The organism is Fusibacter ferrireducens, from assembly GCF_015352425.1.
In the GTDB taxonomy this organism is placed as follows: Bacteria; Bacillota; Clostridia; order Peptostreptococcales; family Acidaminobacteraceae; genus Fusibacter_A; species Fusibacter_A ferrireducens.
Genome location: NZ_JADKNH010000003.1, coordinates 58,054 through 77,375, shown reverse-complemented (window position 1 = coordinate 77,375; position 19,322 = coordinate 58,054). Strand labels below are relative to the sequence as shown.

General features: G+C 36.5%; 17 protein-coding genes and 1 pseudogene. 9 read left to right on the top strand and 9 right to left on the bottom strand.

Annotation, left to right across the window (positions count from 1 at the left end):
* Positions 1-537: 537 nt before the first annotated feature.
* Positions 538-1,782, bottom strand: coding sequence for a mechanosensitive ion channel family protein (locus ISU02_RS05475; RefSeq protein ID WP_194700798.1), 1,245 nt, complete (start codon positions 1,780-1,782; stop codon positions 538-540).
* A 428-nt stretch (positions 1,783-2,210) separates the two neighbouring features.
* Between ISU02_RS05475 and ISU02_RS24455 the strand changes: the two are divergent.
* From ISU02_RS24455 to ISU02_RS05460, 4 genes and pseudogenes are all read left to right on the top strand, one after another.
* A pseudogene (locus ISU02_RS24455) lies at positions 2,211-2,513 on the top strand (NADase-type glycan-binding domain-containing protein); the annotation flags it as partial.
* Between the two features lie 37 nt (positions 2,514-2,550).
* Positions 2,551-3,087 carry a hypothetical protein gene (locus ISU02_RS05470; protein ID WP_194700797.1) on the top strand — a complete coding sequence of 179 codons (537 nt, stop codon included), beginning with the start codon at positions 2,551-2,553 and terminating at the stop codon, positions 3,085-3,087.
* A 46-nt stretch (positions 3,088-3,133) separates the two neighbouring features.
* A complete protein-coding gene (locus ISU02_RS05465; RefSeq protein WP_194700796.1) occupies positions 3,134-3,352 on the top strand; it encodes a hypothetical protein in 219 nt (72 codons plus the stop codon).
* Between the two features lie 24 nt (positions 3,353-3,376).
* Complete coding sequence (locus ISU02_RS05460; protein WP_194700795.1) at positions 3,377-3,919, top strand: CDP-alcohol phosphatidyltransferase family protein; 543 nt, start codon at positions 3,377-3,379, stop codon at positions 3,917-3,919.
* Between the two features lie 10 nt (positions 3,920-3,929).
* On the opposite strand, the gene ISU02_RS05455 is transcribed toward ISU02_RS05460, so the two are convergent.
* Positions 3,930-4,601, bottom strand: coding sequence for an HAD family hydrolase (locus ISU02_RS05455; RefSeq protein WP_194700794.1), 672 nt, complete (start codon positions 4,599-4,601; stop codon positions 3,930-3,932).
* Positions 4,602-4,661: 60 nt separating this feature from the next.
* Entirely contained in the window at positions 4,662-4,856 is a 195-nt protein-coding gene (locus tag ISU02_RS05450; RefSeq protein ID WP_194700793.1) for a YwbE family protein, read from the bottom strand.
* Positions 4,857-5,119: 263 nt separating this feature from the next.
* On the opposite strand from ISU02_RS05450, the gene ISU02_RS05445 reads away from it, so the two are divergent.
* From ISU02_RS05445 to ISU02_RS05435, 3 genes are read left to right on the top strand one after another with little or no spacing between them, the layout of a single operon-like run.
* Positions 5,120-5,557 (top strand): MarR family winged helix-turn-helix transcriptional regulator, encoded by a 438-nt coding sequence (locus ISU02_RS05445; protein ID WP_194700792.1) that lies wholly within the window; start codon positions 5,120-5,122, stop codon positions 5,555-5,557.
* A gap of 44 nt (positions 5,558-5,601) precedes the next feature.
* Positions 5,602-7,353, top strand: coding sequence for an ABC transporter ATP-binding protein (locus ISU02_RS05440; protein ID WP_194700791.1), 1,752 nt, complete (start codon positions 5,602-5,604; stop codon positions 7,351-7,353).
* Positions 7,346-9,241, top strand: coding sequence for an ABC transporter ATP-binding protein (locus tag ISU02_RS05435; protein ID WP_228727736.1), 1,896 nt, complete (start codon positions 7,346-7,348; stop codon positions 9,239-9,241). The genes ISU02_RS05440 and ISU02_RS05435 overlap by 8 nt, the downstream gene beginning before the upstream one ends.
* Before the next feature lie 124 nt (positions 9,242-9,365).
* On the opposite strand, the gene buk is transcribed toward ISU02_RS05435, so the two are convergent.
* The 5 genes from buk to ISU02_RS05410 all read right to left on the bottom strand — a co-directional run bounded on the left by buk (position 9,366) and on the right by ISU02_RS05410 (position 14,167).
* Positions 9,366-10,442, bottom strand: coding sequence for a butyrate kinase (buk, locus tag ISU02_RS05430; RefSeq protein WP_194700790.1), 1,077 nt, complete (start codon positions 10,440-10,442; stop codon positions 9,366-9,368).
* Between the two features lie 146 nt (positions 10,443-10,588).
* Complete coding sequence (locus tag ISU02_RS05425; protein WP_194700789.1) at positions 10,589-11,491, bottom strand: bifunctional enoyl-CoA hydratase/phosphate acetyltransferase; 903 nt, start codon at positions 11,489-11,491, stop codon at positions 10,589-10,591.
* Positions 11,492-11,589: 98 nt separating this feature from the next.
* The gene (locus ISU02_RS05420; protein ID WP_194700788.1) at positions 11,590-11,820 is read right to left on the bottom strand and encodes a hypothetical protein; all 231 of its coding nucleotides are present in this window, start codon (positions 11,818-11,820) and stop codon (positions 11,590-11,592) included.
* A gap of 182 nt (positions 11,821-12,002) precedes the next feature.
* Positions 12,003-13,346, bottom strand: coding sequence for an FAD-dependent oxidoreductase (locus tag ISU02_RS05415; protein ID WP_194700787.1), 1,344 nt, complete (start codon positions 13,344-13,346; stop codon positions 12,003-12,005).
* Positions 13,347-13,645: 299 nt separating this feature from the next.
* The gene (locus ISU02_RS05410; protein ID WP_194700786.1) at positions 13,646-14,167 is read right to left on the bottom strand and encodes a MarR family winged helix-turn-helix transcriptional regulator; all 522 of its coding nucleotides are present in this window, start codon (positions 14,165-14,167) and stop codon (positions 13,646-13,648) included.
* A gap of 470 nt (positions 14,168-14,637) precedes the next feature.
* Between ISU02_RS05410 and ISU02_RS05405 the strand changes: the two genes are divergently transcribed.
* Positions 14,638-16,128 carry an SLC13 family permease gene (locus tag ISU02_RS05405; protein WP_194700785.1) on the top strand — a complete coding sequence of 497 codons (1,491 nt, stop codon included), beginning with the start codon at positions 14,638-14,640 and terminating at the stop codon, positions 16,126-16,128.
* A gap of 188 nt (positions 16,129-16,316) precedes the next feature.
* Here ISU02_RS05405 and ISU02_RS05400 read toward each other — a convergent pair whose 3' ends face one another.
* Complete coding sequence (locus tag ISU02_RS05400; protein ID WP_194700784.1) at positions 16,317-17,699, bottom strand: tryptophanase; 1,383 nt, start codon at positions 17,697-17,699, stop codon at positions 16,317-16,319.
* A gap of 242 nt (positions 17,700-17,941) precedes the next feature.
* Between ISU02_RS05400 and ISU02_RS05395 the strand changes: the two genes are divergently transcribed.
* Entirely contained in the window at positions 17,942-19,282 is a 1,341-nt protein-coding gene (locus tag ISU02_RS05395; protein ID WP_194700783.1) for an HTH domain-containing protein, read from the top strand.
* Positions 19,283-19,322 lie beyond the last annotated feature (40 nt).

Here is a 19,322-nt window from a genome sequence, read left to right as displayed (position 1 = left end):
TCTTAGAAATCGTCTGCTCAATTTTTGGCAACAAAAAAAGGCCAGCACAAAAAATTTAATTTTGTGTTGACCTTCTATAAAGCTTGATATTATCACTCTTTTTAAACCGTCAGATATATTCAATTATTTTACATTACTTTAACAAAATATTCACATACGAGCACTTTGTTAACACAATTATAACAGTATTATTTCTATTTAGTCAAGACTAAATATTCATTACCATATTCTGGATTGTATTTAACGTGACATTTGCGTCCTCTTTGAAGCTTCATTTCCCAACTACATTGCTATATAAGAAATTGCTAACGGCTTCCCTCCCCTTTTCAGTTGAATGAATTTTTCTTTTAAATAACCCATTTTCCACAATATACCCATTTCAGGTTAAGTGCGCAGTGACACTTGATATCTTTAGCGACTTCCAATTCTGATTTTTCACATATTTTGCGACGTCTTTTGATGAATGTGTTGCCGCTTCTATAAGACCCAAGTATACCCGATTAAGACCCTGAGCCATCATTTCTATTTCTTCAGTGCCTAAAGTTGGCAACACTTTACCATTGATCTCAAATCATTTCCCGTTGGATTTTGAAATATTCTAAGGTCAAATTCCAGGATAATCGCAAAGATATGATCAAATATATCCGATTGAATAGCCTCATAATTAACCCATGCATTGTCATTTATAAACCCATATATTTCAAGCGGCAAGCCCTTTTCATTTGGAGCGAGTTGTCTCACCATTAAAATCATATCTTTACTGATCTTTGGGTGATTCTTTAAATAAGTTTCAATGTAGACTCTTAAAGTCCCTATATTCGTGAGATGTCTTCCGTTGACAATATTAGAGCGATCAACTGAATTGGATTCATTATAATGAAGAATTTCCTTTTCCTTACGCTCTAAATAAGGTTTAAGATATTCAATTTTTTTATAACGGTCAAGCATCAATTCATCACAAAATTTGATGCTCGTCATATCAATATAAATAGCACGTTTAATCCGTCTACTGCCCGATTCTTGCATCCCTTTCCAATTGATAAATGATTCGGATATAAGTGCATAACTTGGGATCGTTGTGATGCTCTTATCCCAATTCTGTACTTTTACAGTATGTAATGAGATTTCTATCACCTCACCATCTGCACCATATTTGCTCATCTCAATCCAATCGCCAAGCCTGATCATATCGTTAGCTGAAAGCTGGACACCAGCCACGAGGCCCAGTATTGAATTTTGAAAAATCAATAAGAGAACTGCTGAAGCAGCACCAATACTGCCCAATAAAATCAGTGGTGATCGATCCATCACGACGCCAATCACAACAATGATGCCAACAATATAAGAAATAATCTTAAACACCTGAAGGTACCCTTTGATCGGTCTTGATTTTGAGGCTTCAAAATGACTGTATATGTCATCTATGACATTAAAGAACTCATCCAGTGCCAACAAAAAGAATACCAAAATATAACAAAATGCAATTTTCTGAATGATGACTTGATAACTGGGAAACATTGGCGCAAATGAGTGCACCACAATTGCTGGAATCATATGAATAAGCCGTTCGAACACCTTGTGTTTCAAAAGAATATCATCCCATTTTGTTTTACTCTTCTTAATAAAATTTTCAATAATTTTAAGGACTACCTTTTTAGCTATAAAATAAAGGCAGATACTGATCAAAGCAATCATCATAGCGACGACTGCATTCGTTGCAACATCTGTAAATTTCTCATTTAGACCATACGCAATCAACTGTTTTTCCACAAATTCTATCATTTATAAAGCTCCTCATTTGTATTCATTTAACTTGACATACTCATTATAACATACCTTTCTCGTGTTGCTAATCGAGCGCTTATCTTATAGGAGTACAAGTGAAGCTCTATAAAAATTCATTTCAAATTACTTTAACTATTTTTATGATATAATATTAGATGGTTTAGGCTTCTAGCCCACACCATTATTAAATTTGAAAAAATGAAAGGCGGTTTAAAATGCAAAGAAAAAAAATATTATCAGCACTCTTTATGTACATGGTTATTACGCTCACTTTATACATAGGCAATTTAATGCTATCTTACGGGAATGAAAATGAAAATACTATTGATACAACCGACCTCTATCCGGAAATACATACAATAAAATCTTATCTCTGTGATGATGACTAGCATGCATTTAAAGGGGGATGTAACTGGTATTGTGCTGCTGAAACACCTACTTTATCTGCCTCTTCTGAACTGAAGCCATACAAAACAATAAGCTATGAGGCACAAAACGCCCATGACTTTGATTTGGATACTGTTTGGAGTGAAGGTGTGGCCGGTTATGGTTTAGGTGAAACACTTACCTTGACAGAAAACACTGAATACAAAAGCTTAAGCATTACACATTTTGAAATAATCAACGGTTATGTCAAAAGCGAAAAGCTCTGGGCAGACAACTCAAGGGTAAAACAATTGGATGTATACAAAAGCATAATTAAGCTGTTCTTTTTTGTAGTCTCATAAGACATAATCTTACTCAACGATGGAGAGAGGATACCAAATGAACTATCACAAACTATTATGGGGATTTATTTTCTTTTTTGATTTTAGGATCTCCGAATTTGACATATTACCCGATTTTATTGGCTATATTTTTTTCTATCAAGGGTTATCCGCTATGAAAGATACCAATCCTTTTTTTCATAAAAGCAGAGGACCTGCTCTGCTCATGATTTTTATAGCTCTTTTTGATATGTTCCCACCGCTAATATCACTGAGCGATTTTTATAACAATCCACTTAGTATTTGGAGCCTCATTTTCGGATTAATAACTCAATTAATCCACTTATTTATCATTTATAACATCTGCTATGGTATTAGATTAGAAGCAAAACTTGCAAATCTCCAAGACTTAAAATCAAGTGCAAGAATCACTTGGTATTTATATTTGATATCAAATATAATAATCTATATTCATTTTTTATTCACTGAGTTAACACCATTGCTCTTCATACTTGTATTTGTTGTTCCAACAATATCATTCTTAATGATGCTGAGTTTACTGAAAAAGGCATCCGATGAACTCAATCAGGAGTAAAGGAAAACTTCTGAATCTAGTATTGACCCCATCATAGGAGGCACACATGATCAAAAGAAAACATTTTAAATTACTTGGAATCCTTTTCGGAGCAGGCGCACTTCTCAATCTTTTTAACACTATAATTATCCGAGTTATGTTACTCAAATCTACTGGATGGGGTGTTAAAGAGTCCAACATCCTTTATGGCTTTGATATCTGCTTATCATTAATCCTTTTAACCTGTATAGTATTGTTTTTCATTAGAAAAAAAAGTAAAATTTGAGTTTGCAGTTATAAGGAGCCCAAAATGAAATTAATCGTAAATATCATATCGCTTTCTCGAATTTTAATGGCATTATCATTGCTGAAGTTAGAGCCTTTCAGTACAGCCTTTTATCTGGTTTACATATTTTGTGGTCTCAGCGATATTGTAGATGGCTATATTGCGAGAAAAACAAACTCAACAAGCGAATTAGGGGCCAAATTAGATTCATTTGCAGATCTTATTATGATCTTAGTGGTTATGGCCATACTGATTCCAATATTAGAAATTCCTATGGCGTACATTATTTGGATCTTTATCATTATATGCATTCGATTCGCAGCTTTTATTATTGCTGTTATAAAATATAGAAAATTTGGGAGTCTGCATACGATTGCAAATAAAGCGACTGGTTTAATGCTATTTCTTTATCCACTAATACGCCCTTTTGACATACTAGACTTTGCACCCATTGGTCTTTGTTTAATGGGAACACTCTCTGCAATAGAAGAATTAATCATTCATTTAAAATTCAACAAATTAATATTAAATAGAAAGAGTCTATTTGATAAAAAGAGGGACCTTTAAAATAATTTCTTTAAGCTGAATCTCTTTTTGAATTTAAAAGTTCTTTTTCAAGCCCCTTTACATCGCTGACGATGCATTTGGCACCGTGAGCCTTAAGCCACTTTTCATCTCTAAACCCCCAATTAACGCTGATACAGTCAATCCCAGCATTTTTAGCAGTTAAAATATCCACTTCCGAGTCCCCTATATAAACCACTTCACTTGGAGATAGTGCCATCTGATTAAGACATGCATGAACCATGTCAGCAGCAGGTTTTCGCCTAATCTCTTTGGTTTCGCCTATTGCAATCTCTATCCACTTACTGAAATACTGCTTGTTCAAATCCTTCACTGCACTATCAATCTTATTAGAGACAATAGCCAAGTGATAGTTTTCACTTGATAGAGATTCCAATAACTCAAGTATATTGTCATAAGGTCTTGTCTTATGATTGGAATTAGCTTCATAATAAGTTATAAAAGTCTCTAATATAGCGTTAAAACAAGAATGATCCTCACCCATAGGCACACATAATTCTATTAGTCGTTTAACCCCATTGCCTACAAACTTTCGAACTTCTTCAATTGTCTTCTCTTCCAAATGATATTGGCGCATGGTATGATTAACCGCATCGGCTAAATCTTCTAATGTATTGAGTAATGTGCCATCTAAGTCAAAAATAATACCTCTATATCCTTTCAATTTAAAACTCCCTTCAATTTATATACAGTCTCTATATCCAATTATATACATTGTTTATACCTAACCCATGATCTTCTGTACTCTCCCCACCTGCCCATCTTCAAGCATTACTTTTATGCCATGTGGATGCGAACTGCTATTGGTTAGAATCTTTTTAACAACACCTTCAGTTAGTTTACCCGTGCGTTGATCTGCTTTTAATACAATCATAACTTTAGAGCCAATCTTAATATTAGATCTATTCTGTCCATTCATTTTATGCTCACTTTCTCCATGTCATCACATGTTCTATTTCATCGGTATTTTCTGCATCAATTCATTGTAATAGATCCTTTTTTGTATGTCAATTTCATGAAAAAAAGATATCTATCCTAACCTGTGTTTGCCAAAGCACACCATTAAGGTAACAACTAACTATCCTTTATGCTTATATGATTGACAATAATCATTAGAAAGTATATATTGTTCTATATACAACAGTTTTATATACAACAATTTGTTTAGAAAGGATTTATATTATGGAAGAAGTGCAAATTGGATTTGAACTGAGATCATTAAGCAATATGATCAAACGATACTTCGAATTTTCTTCACACAAAAAAGAGATTGAAACGATTACTGGTAACAATAGCTGGATTATAGGTTATCTCTCCAGAAATGCCGACAAAGATATTTTTCAAAGAGACATTGAAGATCACTTTAAAATTGCAAGGTCTACCGCCTCCAGAGTTTTAAGTCTCATGGAGCAAAAAGAGCTGATCTTAAGGCAGGCTGTCACCCATGATGCACGCCTAAAAAAGATCGTTCTCACCGAAAAGGCAAGTAAGATTCAGGAACTTATGAAGGCTGATATCATGCAATTGGAGCAAACGCTTATAAAAGGTTTTACAAGAGATGAAGTTGAAAATCTCTATACTTTTATCCAAAGAATGAAAGACAATATAGCTGGAGATTAAACGCTTCCCAACCTAAATCTCATAAAATTGAAAGGAACTTTTTTATGATTAAGAAACTGCTCTCTAGTGTGAGAGAATATAAAAAGGACATTATATTAACGCCCATATATGTCACTTTAGAAACCATTTTTGAAATCCTTATTCCTACTTTAATGGCTGTGTTAATTGATAGTGGTATCAACCCCAAAAATATGTCCAATATATTATGGATAGGACTCATCCTTGTGATTGCCGCAATATTAGCTTTGCTTTTCGGTATCTTGGCAGGGCGTAGTGCTGCAATTTCTTCATCTGGATTTGCAAAGAATTTACGGCATGACCTATTCTATAAGGTACAAAAGTTTTCATTTTCTAATATTGATAAATTTTCAACATCCAGTATCATCACAAGGATGACCACCGATATCACTAATGTGCAAAACGCTTTTCAAATGTTAGTGAGACTTGCCGTAAGGGCGCCAATGATGATTTTATTTGCCATGATTTTTTCTTTCCGAATTGATGCAGAGCTGTCTTTCATCTTTGTTGCAATTATCCCTGTGCTTGGAACAGGTCTATGGTTTATCATGATGAACGTGCATCCCATTTTTAAAAAAGTTTTTCGTACTTATGACACCCTGAATAACATCGTACAAGAAAACTTACACGGCATCAGAGTCGTCAAATCATTCACACGTGAAGCCCATGAAAAAGAGAAGTTTGAGACAATTTCGCAATCTATTTTCGATAATTTTTCAAAGGCAGAAAAACGCTTGGCATTTAATATGCCTCTAATGCAATTTTGCCTTTATACCAGCATGCTTTTACTTTCATGGTTCGGCGCAAAATCCATCATTGCAAGTGGTAATAATCCTGCAATAGGGCTTTCCACAGGAGAGCTTGCAAGCTTAATTACTTATGCAATGCAAATTTTAATGAGTCTTATGATGCTCTCAATGGTGGTCGTTATGATTACGATTTCCCGTGCATCCGTAGAACGTATTGTGGAAATTCTAAATGAAGAAGTCGATCTAAAAAATGCGGACAAGCCCATTTTCAATGTAGAAAATGGTGCCATCACTTTTGAAAAGGTCTCCTTCTCCTATACTAAAAATGCAGATAAGCCCGTTTTGCACGACATCAACTTTTCCATTAAAGCAGGTGAAACAGTGGGGATTATTGGAGGAACCGGTTCTTCTAAATCAAGTTTGATTCAACTCATTCCGCGCCTTTATGATGCCACTGAGGGCAAAATTACAGTCTCAGGTATCGACGTGCGAGATTATGATCTTGAATCATTACGGAATCAAGTTGCTGTTGTCCTTCAAAAAAACATTCTCTTTTCTGGAACCATCAAGGAAAACCTCAAATGGGGTAATCCAAATGCCACAGATTCTGAAATCATTCATGCCTGTGAACTCGCACAAGCAGATAATTTTATCAGAACATTTGAAAACCAATACGACACCTATATCGAACAAGGGGGCACCAATGTTTCAGGTGGACAAAGGCAAAGACTTTGCATTGCAAGAGCATTGCTTAAAAAGCCTAAAATCATAATCCTCGATGATTCCACCAGTGCTGTGGATACGAAGACGGATAGCTTAATCCGACAAGCATTTCGTCAGGAAATCCCTAATACGACAAAAATCATCATCGCACAACGTACTTCTTCTGTTCAAGATGCTGATAAAATCATTGTCATGGACGATGGCAGTATCAATGCCATTGGAACACATGATGAATTACTCAAAAACTGTAACATCTATAGAGAGGTCTATGAATCTCAAACCAGAGGAGGTGGTCTTCATGAGTAAAACTGTAGCACATCGCTTTAAGCCTGGGACCATAAAAAGACTGTTTTCTTACATGAGCGAATACAAAATTAGATTGGTTTTCGTCGTGATTTGCATATTTTTAAGTGCAGCTGCCAGCGCAGCTTCTGCACTGTTTCTCAAAACACTTATCGACCAGTATATTATGCCCTTAATTGGACAAGACCATCCTTTATTTAAGGCTCTATTGCATGCCATTCTACTCATAGGTGCTATTTATGCAATTGGTGTTCTTGCCACTTTATTCTACAATCAAACCATGGTCGTTGTTGCACAGAGTACACTGAAGAAAATCAGAGATAAAATGTTTGGACATATGCAAACACTCCCCATACATTATTTTGATACCCATAATCACGGGGATGTCATGAGCCGTTATACCAATGATACAGATACGCTTCGTCAAGCCATTTCACAAAGTTTGCCACAAATGTTTTCCTCACTTATTAGCATCATAACCGTATTTGTTGCCATGCTCTACCTGAGTATCGGCTTAACTGCCTTTGTTATATTCTTTACTTTTGTGCTTTTAAAAGTCGTTAAATTTCTAGTGGGCAAGAGCCAAACTTTCTTTGTAAAACAACAAAAATCTCTTGGAGATGTGAATGGTTATATTGAAGAACTCATCAGTGGTCAGAAAGTCGTCAAAGTATTCTGCCATGAAGATCAAGCGAAACTCGAATTCGATAAGAAAAATGACGAACTTTGTCACAGTTCAACTCAAGCTAATAAATATGGTAATATCACCATGCCTATCGTAGGCAACTTAGGTTATATGCTCTATGTCATCATTGCTATCATCGGAGGTGCCGCTGGTATTGCAGAGCTCCCTAATTTGAGTATCACGGGATTTAATGTGCTCACAATTGGTACAATTGTATCTTTTCTTACATTGTCGCGTAGTTTTATCAGTCCTATCGGTCAGATTTCCATGCAATTTAACATGGTGGTTATGGCACTTGCTGGCGCATCAAGGATTTTTGAATTGATGGATGAGATAGAAGAGCAAGACGATGGCTATGTCATGCTCGTCAACGCAAAACTAGAGAATGGAGAGCTGGCAGAGTGTACAGAACGAACAGATTTATGGGCTTGGAAACATCCGCATAGTGATGGCACCATTACTTTTACGCCAATGACTGGGCACATCCAATTCTTTAATGTGGATTTTGCATACGAAGAAAATAAAAAAGTGCTCCGCGATATCACACTTTATGCCAAGCCCGGTCAAAAAGTTGCTCTTGTGGGCTCTACAGGTGCTGGGAAAACAACAATTACCAATCTTATTAACCGTTTCTATGATATAGCTGACGGCAAAATTCGTTATGATGGCATTAATATTAATAAGATTAAAAAAGCTTCGCTTCGTCGATCGCTTGGTATTGTTCTGCAAGATGTCAATCTGTTCACAGGGACAGTAATGGATAATATTCGTTATGGTAAGCTTGATGCAACAGATGAGGACTGTATTGCTGCCGCAAAACTTGCAAATGCAGATGGCTTTATCCACATGCTCCCGCAAGGCTATCAAACGATTATCAAAGGTGATGGCAGTAGCCTTTCTCAAGGACAGCGACAATTGATCTCCATCGCCCGTGCAGCTGTAGCCGATCCGCCTGTTATGATTTTGGATGAAGCGACTTCATCTATTGATACCAGAACTGAAGCCATTGTACAAAAAGGAATGGATGCACTTATGAAAGGTAGAACTGTATTCGTCATTGCTCATAGACTTTCCACTATAAAAAATGCGGATGTCATCATGGTGCTTGAACAGGGACAAATCATTGAACGCGGCAGCCATGATGAACTGATTACACAAAAGGGCAAATACTATCAGCTTTACACAGGTGCTTTTGAACTGGATTAAAAACTAGATTAAATCTCATTTTAACACATCAAAGAGGGGCCATTTTAAAATGATATATTTTAGTCATTTTAAAATGGCCCCTCTTGATCCTCTATTTGGCTTTTAAAAAAACACGCTTCCTATTTTAAGCATCGCTCTCTGAATATTGACTTGCAACTTCTTCATTTCTTAAAACTCTCAGAGCGCCAAGTGCCAACGCCGACATTTCATTCTCACCTGGGAGCACGTAAACGGATGCAATAAAAGCCACCTTTTTTTCAATCCACGATGTCAGCAGTTTTGAATGCGCTATGCCTCCTGTTAGAATAATAGCATCTACTTTACCATCTACAACTGTGGCCAGTTCACCAATCCCTTTTGAAACCTGGTAAGCAAGTGATTCGTATATGAGCTTTGCATAAGCATCACCTTGTTCAATCATCTTTTCAACGGCTCTAGCATCTGCCGTTCCCAAATAACCTTTTAAACCACTTTGGGTTCTCATGACATTTTTGATATCCTTCAAACTATACTTTTCTGAATAACAAAAATTCACCAGTTGCTTGCAAGGCACTCTCCCAGCTCTTTCAGGAGAAAATGGTCCCTCATCATCGGCTATTATATCCACCATCTTGCCCTTTTCATGCACCGAAATGGAAATACCACCACCCATGTGTGCCACAATAAAGTTCATTTGATCGTAGGCTTTACCCAGTTGTTTGGAAAGTTTTAATGCCATAGCGCGCGAATTTAGGGCATGACTATTACTTTCTCTGGGGATATCGACCATTCCAGAAATCCGTGCCACATCGTTCATTTCATCCACTCGAACAGAATCGTAGATATAAGCTGTTACCTGAGCCATATTAGCTATTTCATAAGCAATCAATGCACCTAAATTCGAAGCATGCTCATAAATTGCTCTATTTTTTAATCTGTCCACCATGACTGCATTGACTTCATATGCACCAGATTTCACTGGAGGCAACATGCCCCCTCTACCCACCACAGCAGAGAGTATCGTGACATCATAGCCATTGGAATTAAGTGAAGAAAGAATGGCATCTTTTCTCATTTCAAACTGATCTCCAACCCTATCAAAAGCATTTAATTCATCAGCGGCATGCTCTATATTTTCAGAATAAATTTCATTTTCATCTTCAAATAAAGCGATTTTAGTCGATGTTGATCCGGGATTTATCGCCAGTACTTTATACCCCATTGCGCACTCCTCGTATAATGTATTTAGTTTTTAAAGGATATCCTATAACCTCTAAAGCGATCAAAATTTAGATGCTTTTCATTATTTATATGCTTTTCATTTCATAGACTTTCTATTTATATATAATACCCTATTTCTTGAAGTATTTAAGCAACGGATGCCGCTAAAACTAAAGAAAGATATTTTTCTTCTGAAGTTGAGCCTCTTGACGTCAATACAATAGGCACTTTGGCGCCAACGACAAATCCTGCCATTTTCGCCCCTGCCGAATAGACCAGTGACTTTCCTAAAATATTGCCCACCGTTATATTCGGCACTACTAGAATATCTGCATCTCCAACAATGGGACTTTGATAATTTTTTATTGCAGCAGAAGATCGACTCATAACCAAATCATAAGATATTGGACCCTCCACAATACAGTTCTCAATTTCGCCACTTTGATTCATTTTCTTTAAAAGATCTGCATCAACTGTCTCTGGCATCTTTGCATTTACAGTCTCTATTGCCGCGAGAACCGCAACTTTAGGACAATCATATCCAAGTATTTTCAATGTCTTTACAGCATTTTGGATAATTTGTTTTTTTTGTATCAAGTTTGGATACATGACCATGCCTCCATCCGTTGTCACCACTAACTTGTGATATTGAGGGATTTCGTTGATTGCAAAATGAGACATTATCGTGCCCATGCCAAGGCCATTCTCCTTGTTGACAACTGCTTTTAAAAGATCAGCAGTCTGTATCTTTCCTTTCATAATAAAGTCTGCTCTATTTTGATGAATTAAGCTAACTGCCAACTCTGCAGCTTCTACATCATCAGGCACATGGATGATTTCATGACCGTCAACCGTTTCGTCGAGTTCATGAAGTATGGCTTCAATTTTAGGTTTATCCCCTATCCATATTGGACTTAAAATACGATCTTTTTGAGCTTTTAAAACAGCTTGAATCGTATGTTCTTCATGTGCAGATACAACGACCACTTTCTTAATCTGCTCTGATTTTTGCACAGCATTTACGAGTTCGTCAAAATTTTTAAATACCATCCCTGTTCTCCTCATCCTTTTCACCACATATGTGCTTTAATAAAAATGATACCTCGAATACAATGATCGTACTCATAATTTATGAGTTTATCACTGATTTAGTGACAGTTGCCGCATTTGTTGCATGCATTGCCCGTAGCGCAACCCGGTACAATAAACTTGAGATTTCCTGTTGTCTCTTGCGCCTCTGGAGTGCTCTTTTCCGCCTCTGGAATCGCCTTTTGCTCTTCTTCTTTTAAACACAATTCTTTTGCGTGTTTCTCTTTTATATGCGCTTCTTTTGCCTCTTCATTTTCATCTATTTCAATTATAAAAGCTTTTACAGACAAAATTGCACCTCCTTTTTATCGTACTCTACGCTCTAACTTTAAAGGATAAATATAACTCCCGACAGAAGTACGTGCCGGGAATTATTTAATTTCGCGATAGCTTATTATAAGATTGGGGCTTTAATAAGCATCCACTTCAGCTCAAAAAACTCATTTTTAACTTGATCTATACATTCACTCTTTTATCTTGGCAAATATGTGTTTTGATCTTTTAATACGGTTTGGACTTTTTGAATATTAACATCTCTAACCGACGTGCCATCTTTTATTGCTATTGCTGCCGCAACACCTGCTGCATGCCCTAAGTTCGCACAATGTGGTATTAAGTTGGACCAGTCATTAGCTTCATGGGAGGAAGAGAATGAACGTCCTGCCACAAGTAAATTCTCAATTTTTACTGGTACCATTACGCGATACGGAATTTCAGTTGGCGTCTGACAAACACCAAAGTTAAATGGGGGTACAACAGAAATGGTGTCTTCATGCGCATAAGTGTTATCTAAGTCATCTTTAGTCAATTTGTACATGCCGTGAATTCTTCTACTGCCACGCGTTCCTGTTTGAGGTGCTATATCAATTAGAAATGCATCTTTAAAGCCAGGAATATTTTCCTTAAGATAGTCAATCGCTTCATACATTGTTTTTCTAACGCTCATATCGACGCTTGTGAGATCTTTAATATTGAGACAATACTTAGGAATCCAGTTATTGATCCAACATTGATCATTACGAGGTGTTGCGTGTGGAGACATTTTAAAGCCTGTAATTTTCGCCATATTTGCCATATGAACTTCATACCATTCTTTAAAATTTTTCACTTTCCAATCTGCAAAATGCTTAAAGTCAACGCCACCTAAACGATATACTGCTGCCATAGACGCGCTTCTTAGAGACTTATCACGATCCTCATCAAATCCACCCCCTGCAAATGCACAGATATCTGCATCACCAGTACAGTCGATGACAACCTTTCCCATAATCGCTTGACGCCCTTCCTTGCTTTCAATGATAACACCTTTAATGGCGTCACCATCCATAACTGCACCAACAGCCCATCCATGTAGATAAGTGGTAATTTTCTCGCCTTGTTCATTAATCATCTCATCTAACACGACTTTAAGTTGGTCGGGGTCTAAATATGCACCATAATTGATATTATCATTGAGTACAAATCCCCAGTACCCTGCCCATTTCTGGATGAGCTCTGGATCCACACTACCCACAGACTCTTTAGTAGGGCCAACAGCACCATAATTGAGTTTCTCCATGCGGTCAATCCATTCTTGCTGCAATCCACCCGACATAATTGTGCCGCCAAAAGAGAGATGTGGTACTAGAAGTACAAATCCGCCAGTTGCCATACCACCTAAATGGTTGTAACGCTCAACAAGAATTACTTTTCCTGCGCCGCTTCTTGCTGCTGCAACCGCTGCAGAATGTCCCGCTGGTCCTGAACCAATAACCACAACATCTGCTTCATCAAGGATTGGAATCTGCCTTGACGGTTCCATGATTACCTTACTCATTAATTACTCCTCCTTAAACGCTAATAATAAATCGGCTTTATGCCAATAGATTATTATAAAATTTAAAATAATCAAATATTTTATAATCAAATACTATCACAGTTGTTTTTTTCTTTCAATGCTTTTTTTCATTTTTAATATCATTTGATCTTATAACAACATTTGTGTCATCTCTGATGCCCCAAAACGATTTTCGCTGACGCTGTTTGAGGGTGAACATCCCTCAGCACAGCTTTCGGCTCAAATCTTGTTGTTTTAAAAAAAAACCTGATTCCATTAGTTGGAAACAGGTTCTATCGCTACTCTTTACATTCTTCAATATATCTACACTTTATTTCACTTTCAGTGTACTCAATGATCTTCGTTCTAATTTCTAGATATTCTAGCATTTCTTCAGTGGTAAACTTGGATAAGACGTTGATCTGCACCTTTTCCATTTCATCCATAAGCTTGCCCGCCAAGGTTTGTCCCTCTGGGGTTAACTTCACGTAAATACGTCTTCTATCCACTGGATGAGGAATTCTCTCTACAAAAAAAGAATTCTGCAAATTGTCCACCATATTCGTTACAGTTTGTCTTAGAATTGCTAGCTTATCTGCAATTACAGAAGGTTCCACACCATCAGGATATTTTGTCAAAAGTCTGATAATGCGATATTCTGAATAATTCACGCCATGATATTTCATCATTTCATTGAACCAAAAATTCATTTGAATGTTAATAGCAGATTGATTATCTAAAGTATCCAAGATTTTTTTTCTCAATTTTGGATCTACATTATCATTTACAGCATCTGGTTTTCTTTCTTTAATCTCACTCATTTTCATTCACTTTCCTTTAATCTCATTTAGTCATATCATTTAATCATAGTGTTTTTGAAAAATCTTATATTACCTTGAATTATCCATTAATTGACTATCTCCTACTCAGTATACCTATCCCTTTAAAAAAAGTCAACTAACCCTTTTGCCACATATTTTACTTATGGGGTTCTGCCTCCATTGAAACCTTTAGTGGCCCTTCGATTCCAATGTTCTAAGTCCTTTTGAAATAAATCTAAATTCTTTTATAATAAATATGTATATAGTAACTTTAATTATAATAAATTTTTGTATTATTAATCATTGAATAATTAAATATTGTATGATAAAATTCAATCAACATCAGAGATTATTTTTGTTGGGGCTAAAATAATCTTGCTTTTAAGCTATATGATGCTACTCATATTTAACACCATACTTCAGCTCAGCAAAATAAAAAAGTAAAATAAGTTTAAGAAAGGATGTATTTTATGTTTACAACCTCCGCAAAAAGCAAAAACACTTTTTACTATTTCTGGGTAATTGTATCAATTCTCTTAATGTTCGGATTTCGCCTTGTGGTTAAACCTTTTGCTGGAATCAACGAATTAGGAATCACAGTTTTGGGTACTTTTTTTGGTGTTCTACTTGCTACTATCACTACGGGTCAAGTATTTTGGCCTTCACTTTTGGGCCTGTTTTCATTAGTTTGGGGGGGATTCGATACTGGAGCAGGTATTCTAGCCACATGGTTTGGTAATCCATCTATTCAACAAATCATTTGGGTAATGGCACTTGCTGGTGCTGTTGCCGATAGTGGCGTTTTCAATCTTTTGGTTCCAAAATTATTAAAGTTTAAGTTTATAACAGGACATCCAACGCGCCTACTATTGACACTCTTCATGGCTATTTTAGGATTCACAGCACTCTTTATCACACCGACACTCATGTTGGTTCTAATGTTTCCTTTAATCGATAGTATCGCTGAATTATGCGGTGTCGAAAAGAACACAGATCTAAAACGCATCATGCTATTAGGGACTTATCTTGCCGCTATGGGATCATATGCACTCCCTTTTAGAGGCATTCATCTTTCTTCTATTGCAATCATTAGTGGTATTATGGCTGAAAATGGGCTTCAATTTGACAATGGAGCATATTTGATCACCACACTAAGCATCTTGACCTTATTATTAGTTACGTTTGTTATTTTTAGTAAGTATATCTGGAAAATTGATATGACGCCATTAAAAGAATTTAGATTTTCCAATATGGATATTAAAGAAGAAGATTTAAAATTAAACTCAAGACAAAAAGTTTTGCTAAGCTTTATGATCGTGTGTATTGTCTATCTCTTAGCAGGGCTATTCATTACCAACCCTGAAAGCACAATTTACGCTTATTACAACAGAATTGGTAATGTTTGGATTTGGATCGCAGTCTATGGCTTCTTGGCAATCTTAAAAACTAAAGAGGGCACACCTTTTATCGACGCAACCAAAATATTACAATCCAAAACAATGTGGGGCATCATTACAGTTGCCGGCCTCTTTACAATCTGCGGAAGGGCAATCGCATCAGATGCATATGGTATAAAACCAGCTATTATGACTGTTCTTGCGCCTGTGCTTGGATCCAATAGTTGGCCAGTATTAGTCATCCTCAGTGTTGTTTTATCGGCTACATTTACGAATCTAACCAATGGTATGCCAGTGAGCTTCACCATCAATGCTATTGCATTTCCAATTGCATGTCAAATGCAAAATGCAGGTATGGTCAATGCTACAGTATTGGCCGCAGCAAGTATCCTTGGCGCAATGTGTGCTTTCTTGACCAATGGTTCCATAGCCTATGCACCGTTATTGCTTGGCCGTGAAGAAATCACAACTAAATTCATTTGGACAAAGGGCCTTGCCACTTTGGGAATCTTCATTGTAATTGCCTGCGTCATTTGTATTTCTTTTGGATTCTTACTTGCTTAAATAAACGACTTGAAATAGCTTGAGCAACATTTGAGCCATCTTTCGATGTCTCGAACCGATTTTCGCTGACGCTGTTTGAATCCTCATCACAGCTTTTGACTCAAATCTTATTCAATAATATTAAAACGCTCTGACCATTACGGTTAGAGCGTTTTACTTTTATCAATTTATTTTACGCTTTCATTTTTCTATTTTTTAATAGGTACCAATTTAGCAGTGAAGTGTCTCAATACTGGTGGTTGCCATGTGATTTGGTATCCCGGAATTTGATCTGCTTTTTTCTTAATTTCTTTTAAAGCTTCCACAACCACATCGAAATGCGCTTGAGTATAAACTCTTCTTGGTATTGCAAGTCTTGTAAATTCCATTTCAGCTTCTAATTGTTCCCCGGTTTCAGGATCTAAATCAAGTAGATAAGAACCAATATCACAAGATCTAATGCCTGCTTCTAAATAGAGTTCGCATGCAAGTGCATGTCCAGGGAATTCATTATATGGAATATGTGGCAGCAATGCTTTTGCATCTAAGAACACCGCATGACCTCCCACTGGATATTGGAATGCAATGCCTTCTTCTTTCAATTTACCACCTAGATATTCAACTTGCCCAATTCTGTATTTTAAGAAATCCTTTTCAATGCCTTCGTATAAACCAATGGATAATGCTTCTAAATCTCTGCCTGCAAGTCCGCCATAAGTCACAAAACCTTCATATGGAATCGTAAGACCTTTTACTTTAGTATAAAGTGCTTCATCATCTTTCACGCCAATTAAGCCGCCCATGTTTACAATGGCGTCTTTTTTAGCACTCATTGTAAATGCATCTGCATAACTGAACATTTCTTTAATGATGTCTTTAATAGAAGCATCTTTGTAAGCTTCTTCACGTTGACTGATAAAGTATGCATTCTCTGCATATCTTGCAGCATCGAGAATCATTGTAATACCATATTTATCTGCAATCTTGCGTGTTTCTCTGATGTTTTCCATAGAAACGGGTTGTCCACCGGCAGAGTTGTTCGTAATAGTCATGATGATAAGACCTACATTCTCTGCACCTGTTTCAACGATTTCTTTTTCAAGTCTTTCTAAGTCCATGTTGCCTTTAAACGGCACATAAGTCTGTGTATCTTTTGCCGCTGCTACGACTAAATCCACTGCTTTAGCACCTAATAAACCCACATGACCTCTTGTGGTATCAAAATGCATGTTAGAAATACACTTTTGACCTTTTTGAAGCACGCATGGGAACAATACTTGTTCAGCTGCCCTACCTTGATGAACCGGTTGAGCATATTTGTAACCAAAAATATCCTGTACCGTTTCCATCAGTCTTCTATAACCTCTCGCACCAGCATAAGACTCATCACCTGACATTATACCAGCCCATTGAGTATCACTCATTGCGCCTGTACCACTATCGGTTAAGAAGTCAATATAGACGTCATCAGAATCAAGTCCAAATAGATTGTAATTTGCCTTTTTTAATTTTTCCTCGCGTTCTGCTCTCGTTGTCATTTTTAATGGTTCTACCATTTTAATTTTAAAAGGTTCCGCTACATATTTAACCATTTGTAAGCCCTCCATTCCTATTTGCCTTTATTGTAGCATTCATCGGCTTGACTGAATATTGTCTTTAAATGACTTTAACTTTGATCAGTTGCAGTAATCTTTTATTTTCAGCCATTTAGAATAGAATATCCCTTAAAACTAAAACCATTATTTATGTATACACTATACAAGTTTGCTTTTATTGACTTTAATATTTTCGCCTTATATAATGTTCTTATTAAAAAGTTTAAACAGGAGGCTATATGCTCAAAATAGGCATTATAGGACCACAAGACAGTTTGGTGCTCATGGATCAATATTTGCAAAACTTTTTCGAAGACGTCAAAACCTTTAAAATTGAATTTTCCATCTTCGAGCAAATTCCAAATATTATTCAATATTTACATGTTCAAGAATCCAACTTAGACGCCGTAATCTTTAGCAGTAAAGTCTCCTATGATATCGTCAACCATGCCATGCACTCAAAAAATCCATGGGTCTATGTGGATAGAAATCATATTCAATTGCAAAGATTATTGCTTAAAATAGCGGTTCAAAAAAAATATGATCCCCTTCACATCAGTGTGGATTGTTTTAATGAAAAATCCATTATCAACGCTTATTCAGAAATTGGTCTTCAAAAAAATGAGTATCAATTTTATGAAATAAAACCCGATATCTTCAATCCTCATTTTGCAAATGAGATCAATCATTTTCATCTCTACAACTATTATAAGAAAAAAGTATCCGTCTGTATCACTGAGTTCCCCAGCATTTATGCAGATTTAAAGAGCAAGGGCATTCCCTGTATGCTCTCTGAAACCACCTTTGAAGATGTGCATCAAGCGGTTCAAAAATTGGAACTCAAAATCAGATCACGCATTAATGAATCTAGCCAAATCGTTGTACTTGCAATCGAGATTGATCAAACCAATGAGTATTCAATTATCACTGAAAATGACTATCAAATGATGACAGAAAAGATAAAAGTCACCGAAAAAATCTATCTGTTCGCACAACGCATTCAAGCCACCGTAATTGAAATTGGAAAAAGAGGTTATTTGCTCTTCAGTACTAAAAACATATTGGAAAACGAAACTGAGAAATTGCAACATATGGCATTGCTCGATGACGTCTCTTCAAGCACTTCAAGTACCATAAGCGTTGGTATTGGCTACGGCATCACAGCAAGAGAGGCAAATTATAATGCTAATCTTGGAATGCTCAAAGCACAAAAGAGTGGCGGCAACCACTGTTATGCTGTAAATGAAGGCGTATATATCGGTCCCATATTAAACACCATTCCCTCTAAAGAAAAGCGCACTTTAAAAATAGACGATAAATTCTTAAAAGTATCGGAGTCCACCGGGATCAGCATTGATACTATTTTCAGGATTCAATGCTATATCGATCAGCAAAAGGACATTTTCACCCCAAAAGAACTGGCGACATATCTTGAAATCTCTAAGAGAAGTGTGGATAGAATCCTAGATAAGCTTGAGTATTCAGGCTACATGACGGTGGTTGGAAAGAAAAGTGAAACCGGCACAGGACGGCCAAGCCGAATTATTAAAATATCTTTTGATTATAAACTCGATCGTTGAACGAAACAACATTTGAGCCATCTTGCAATGCATCGAACCG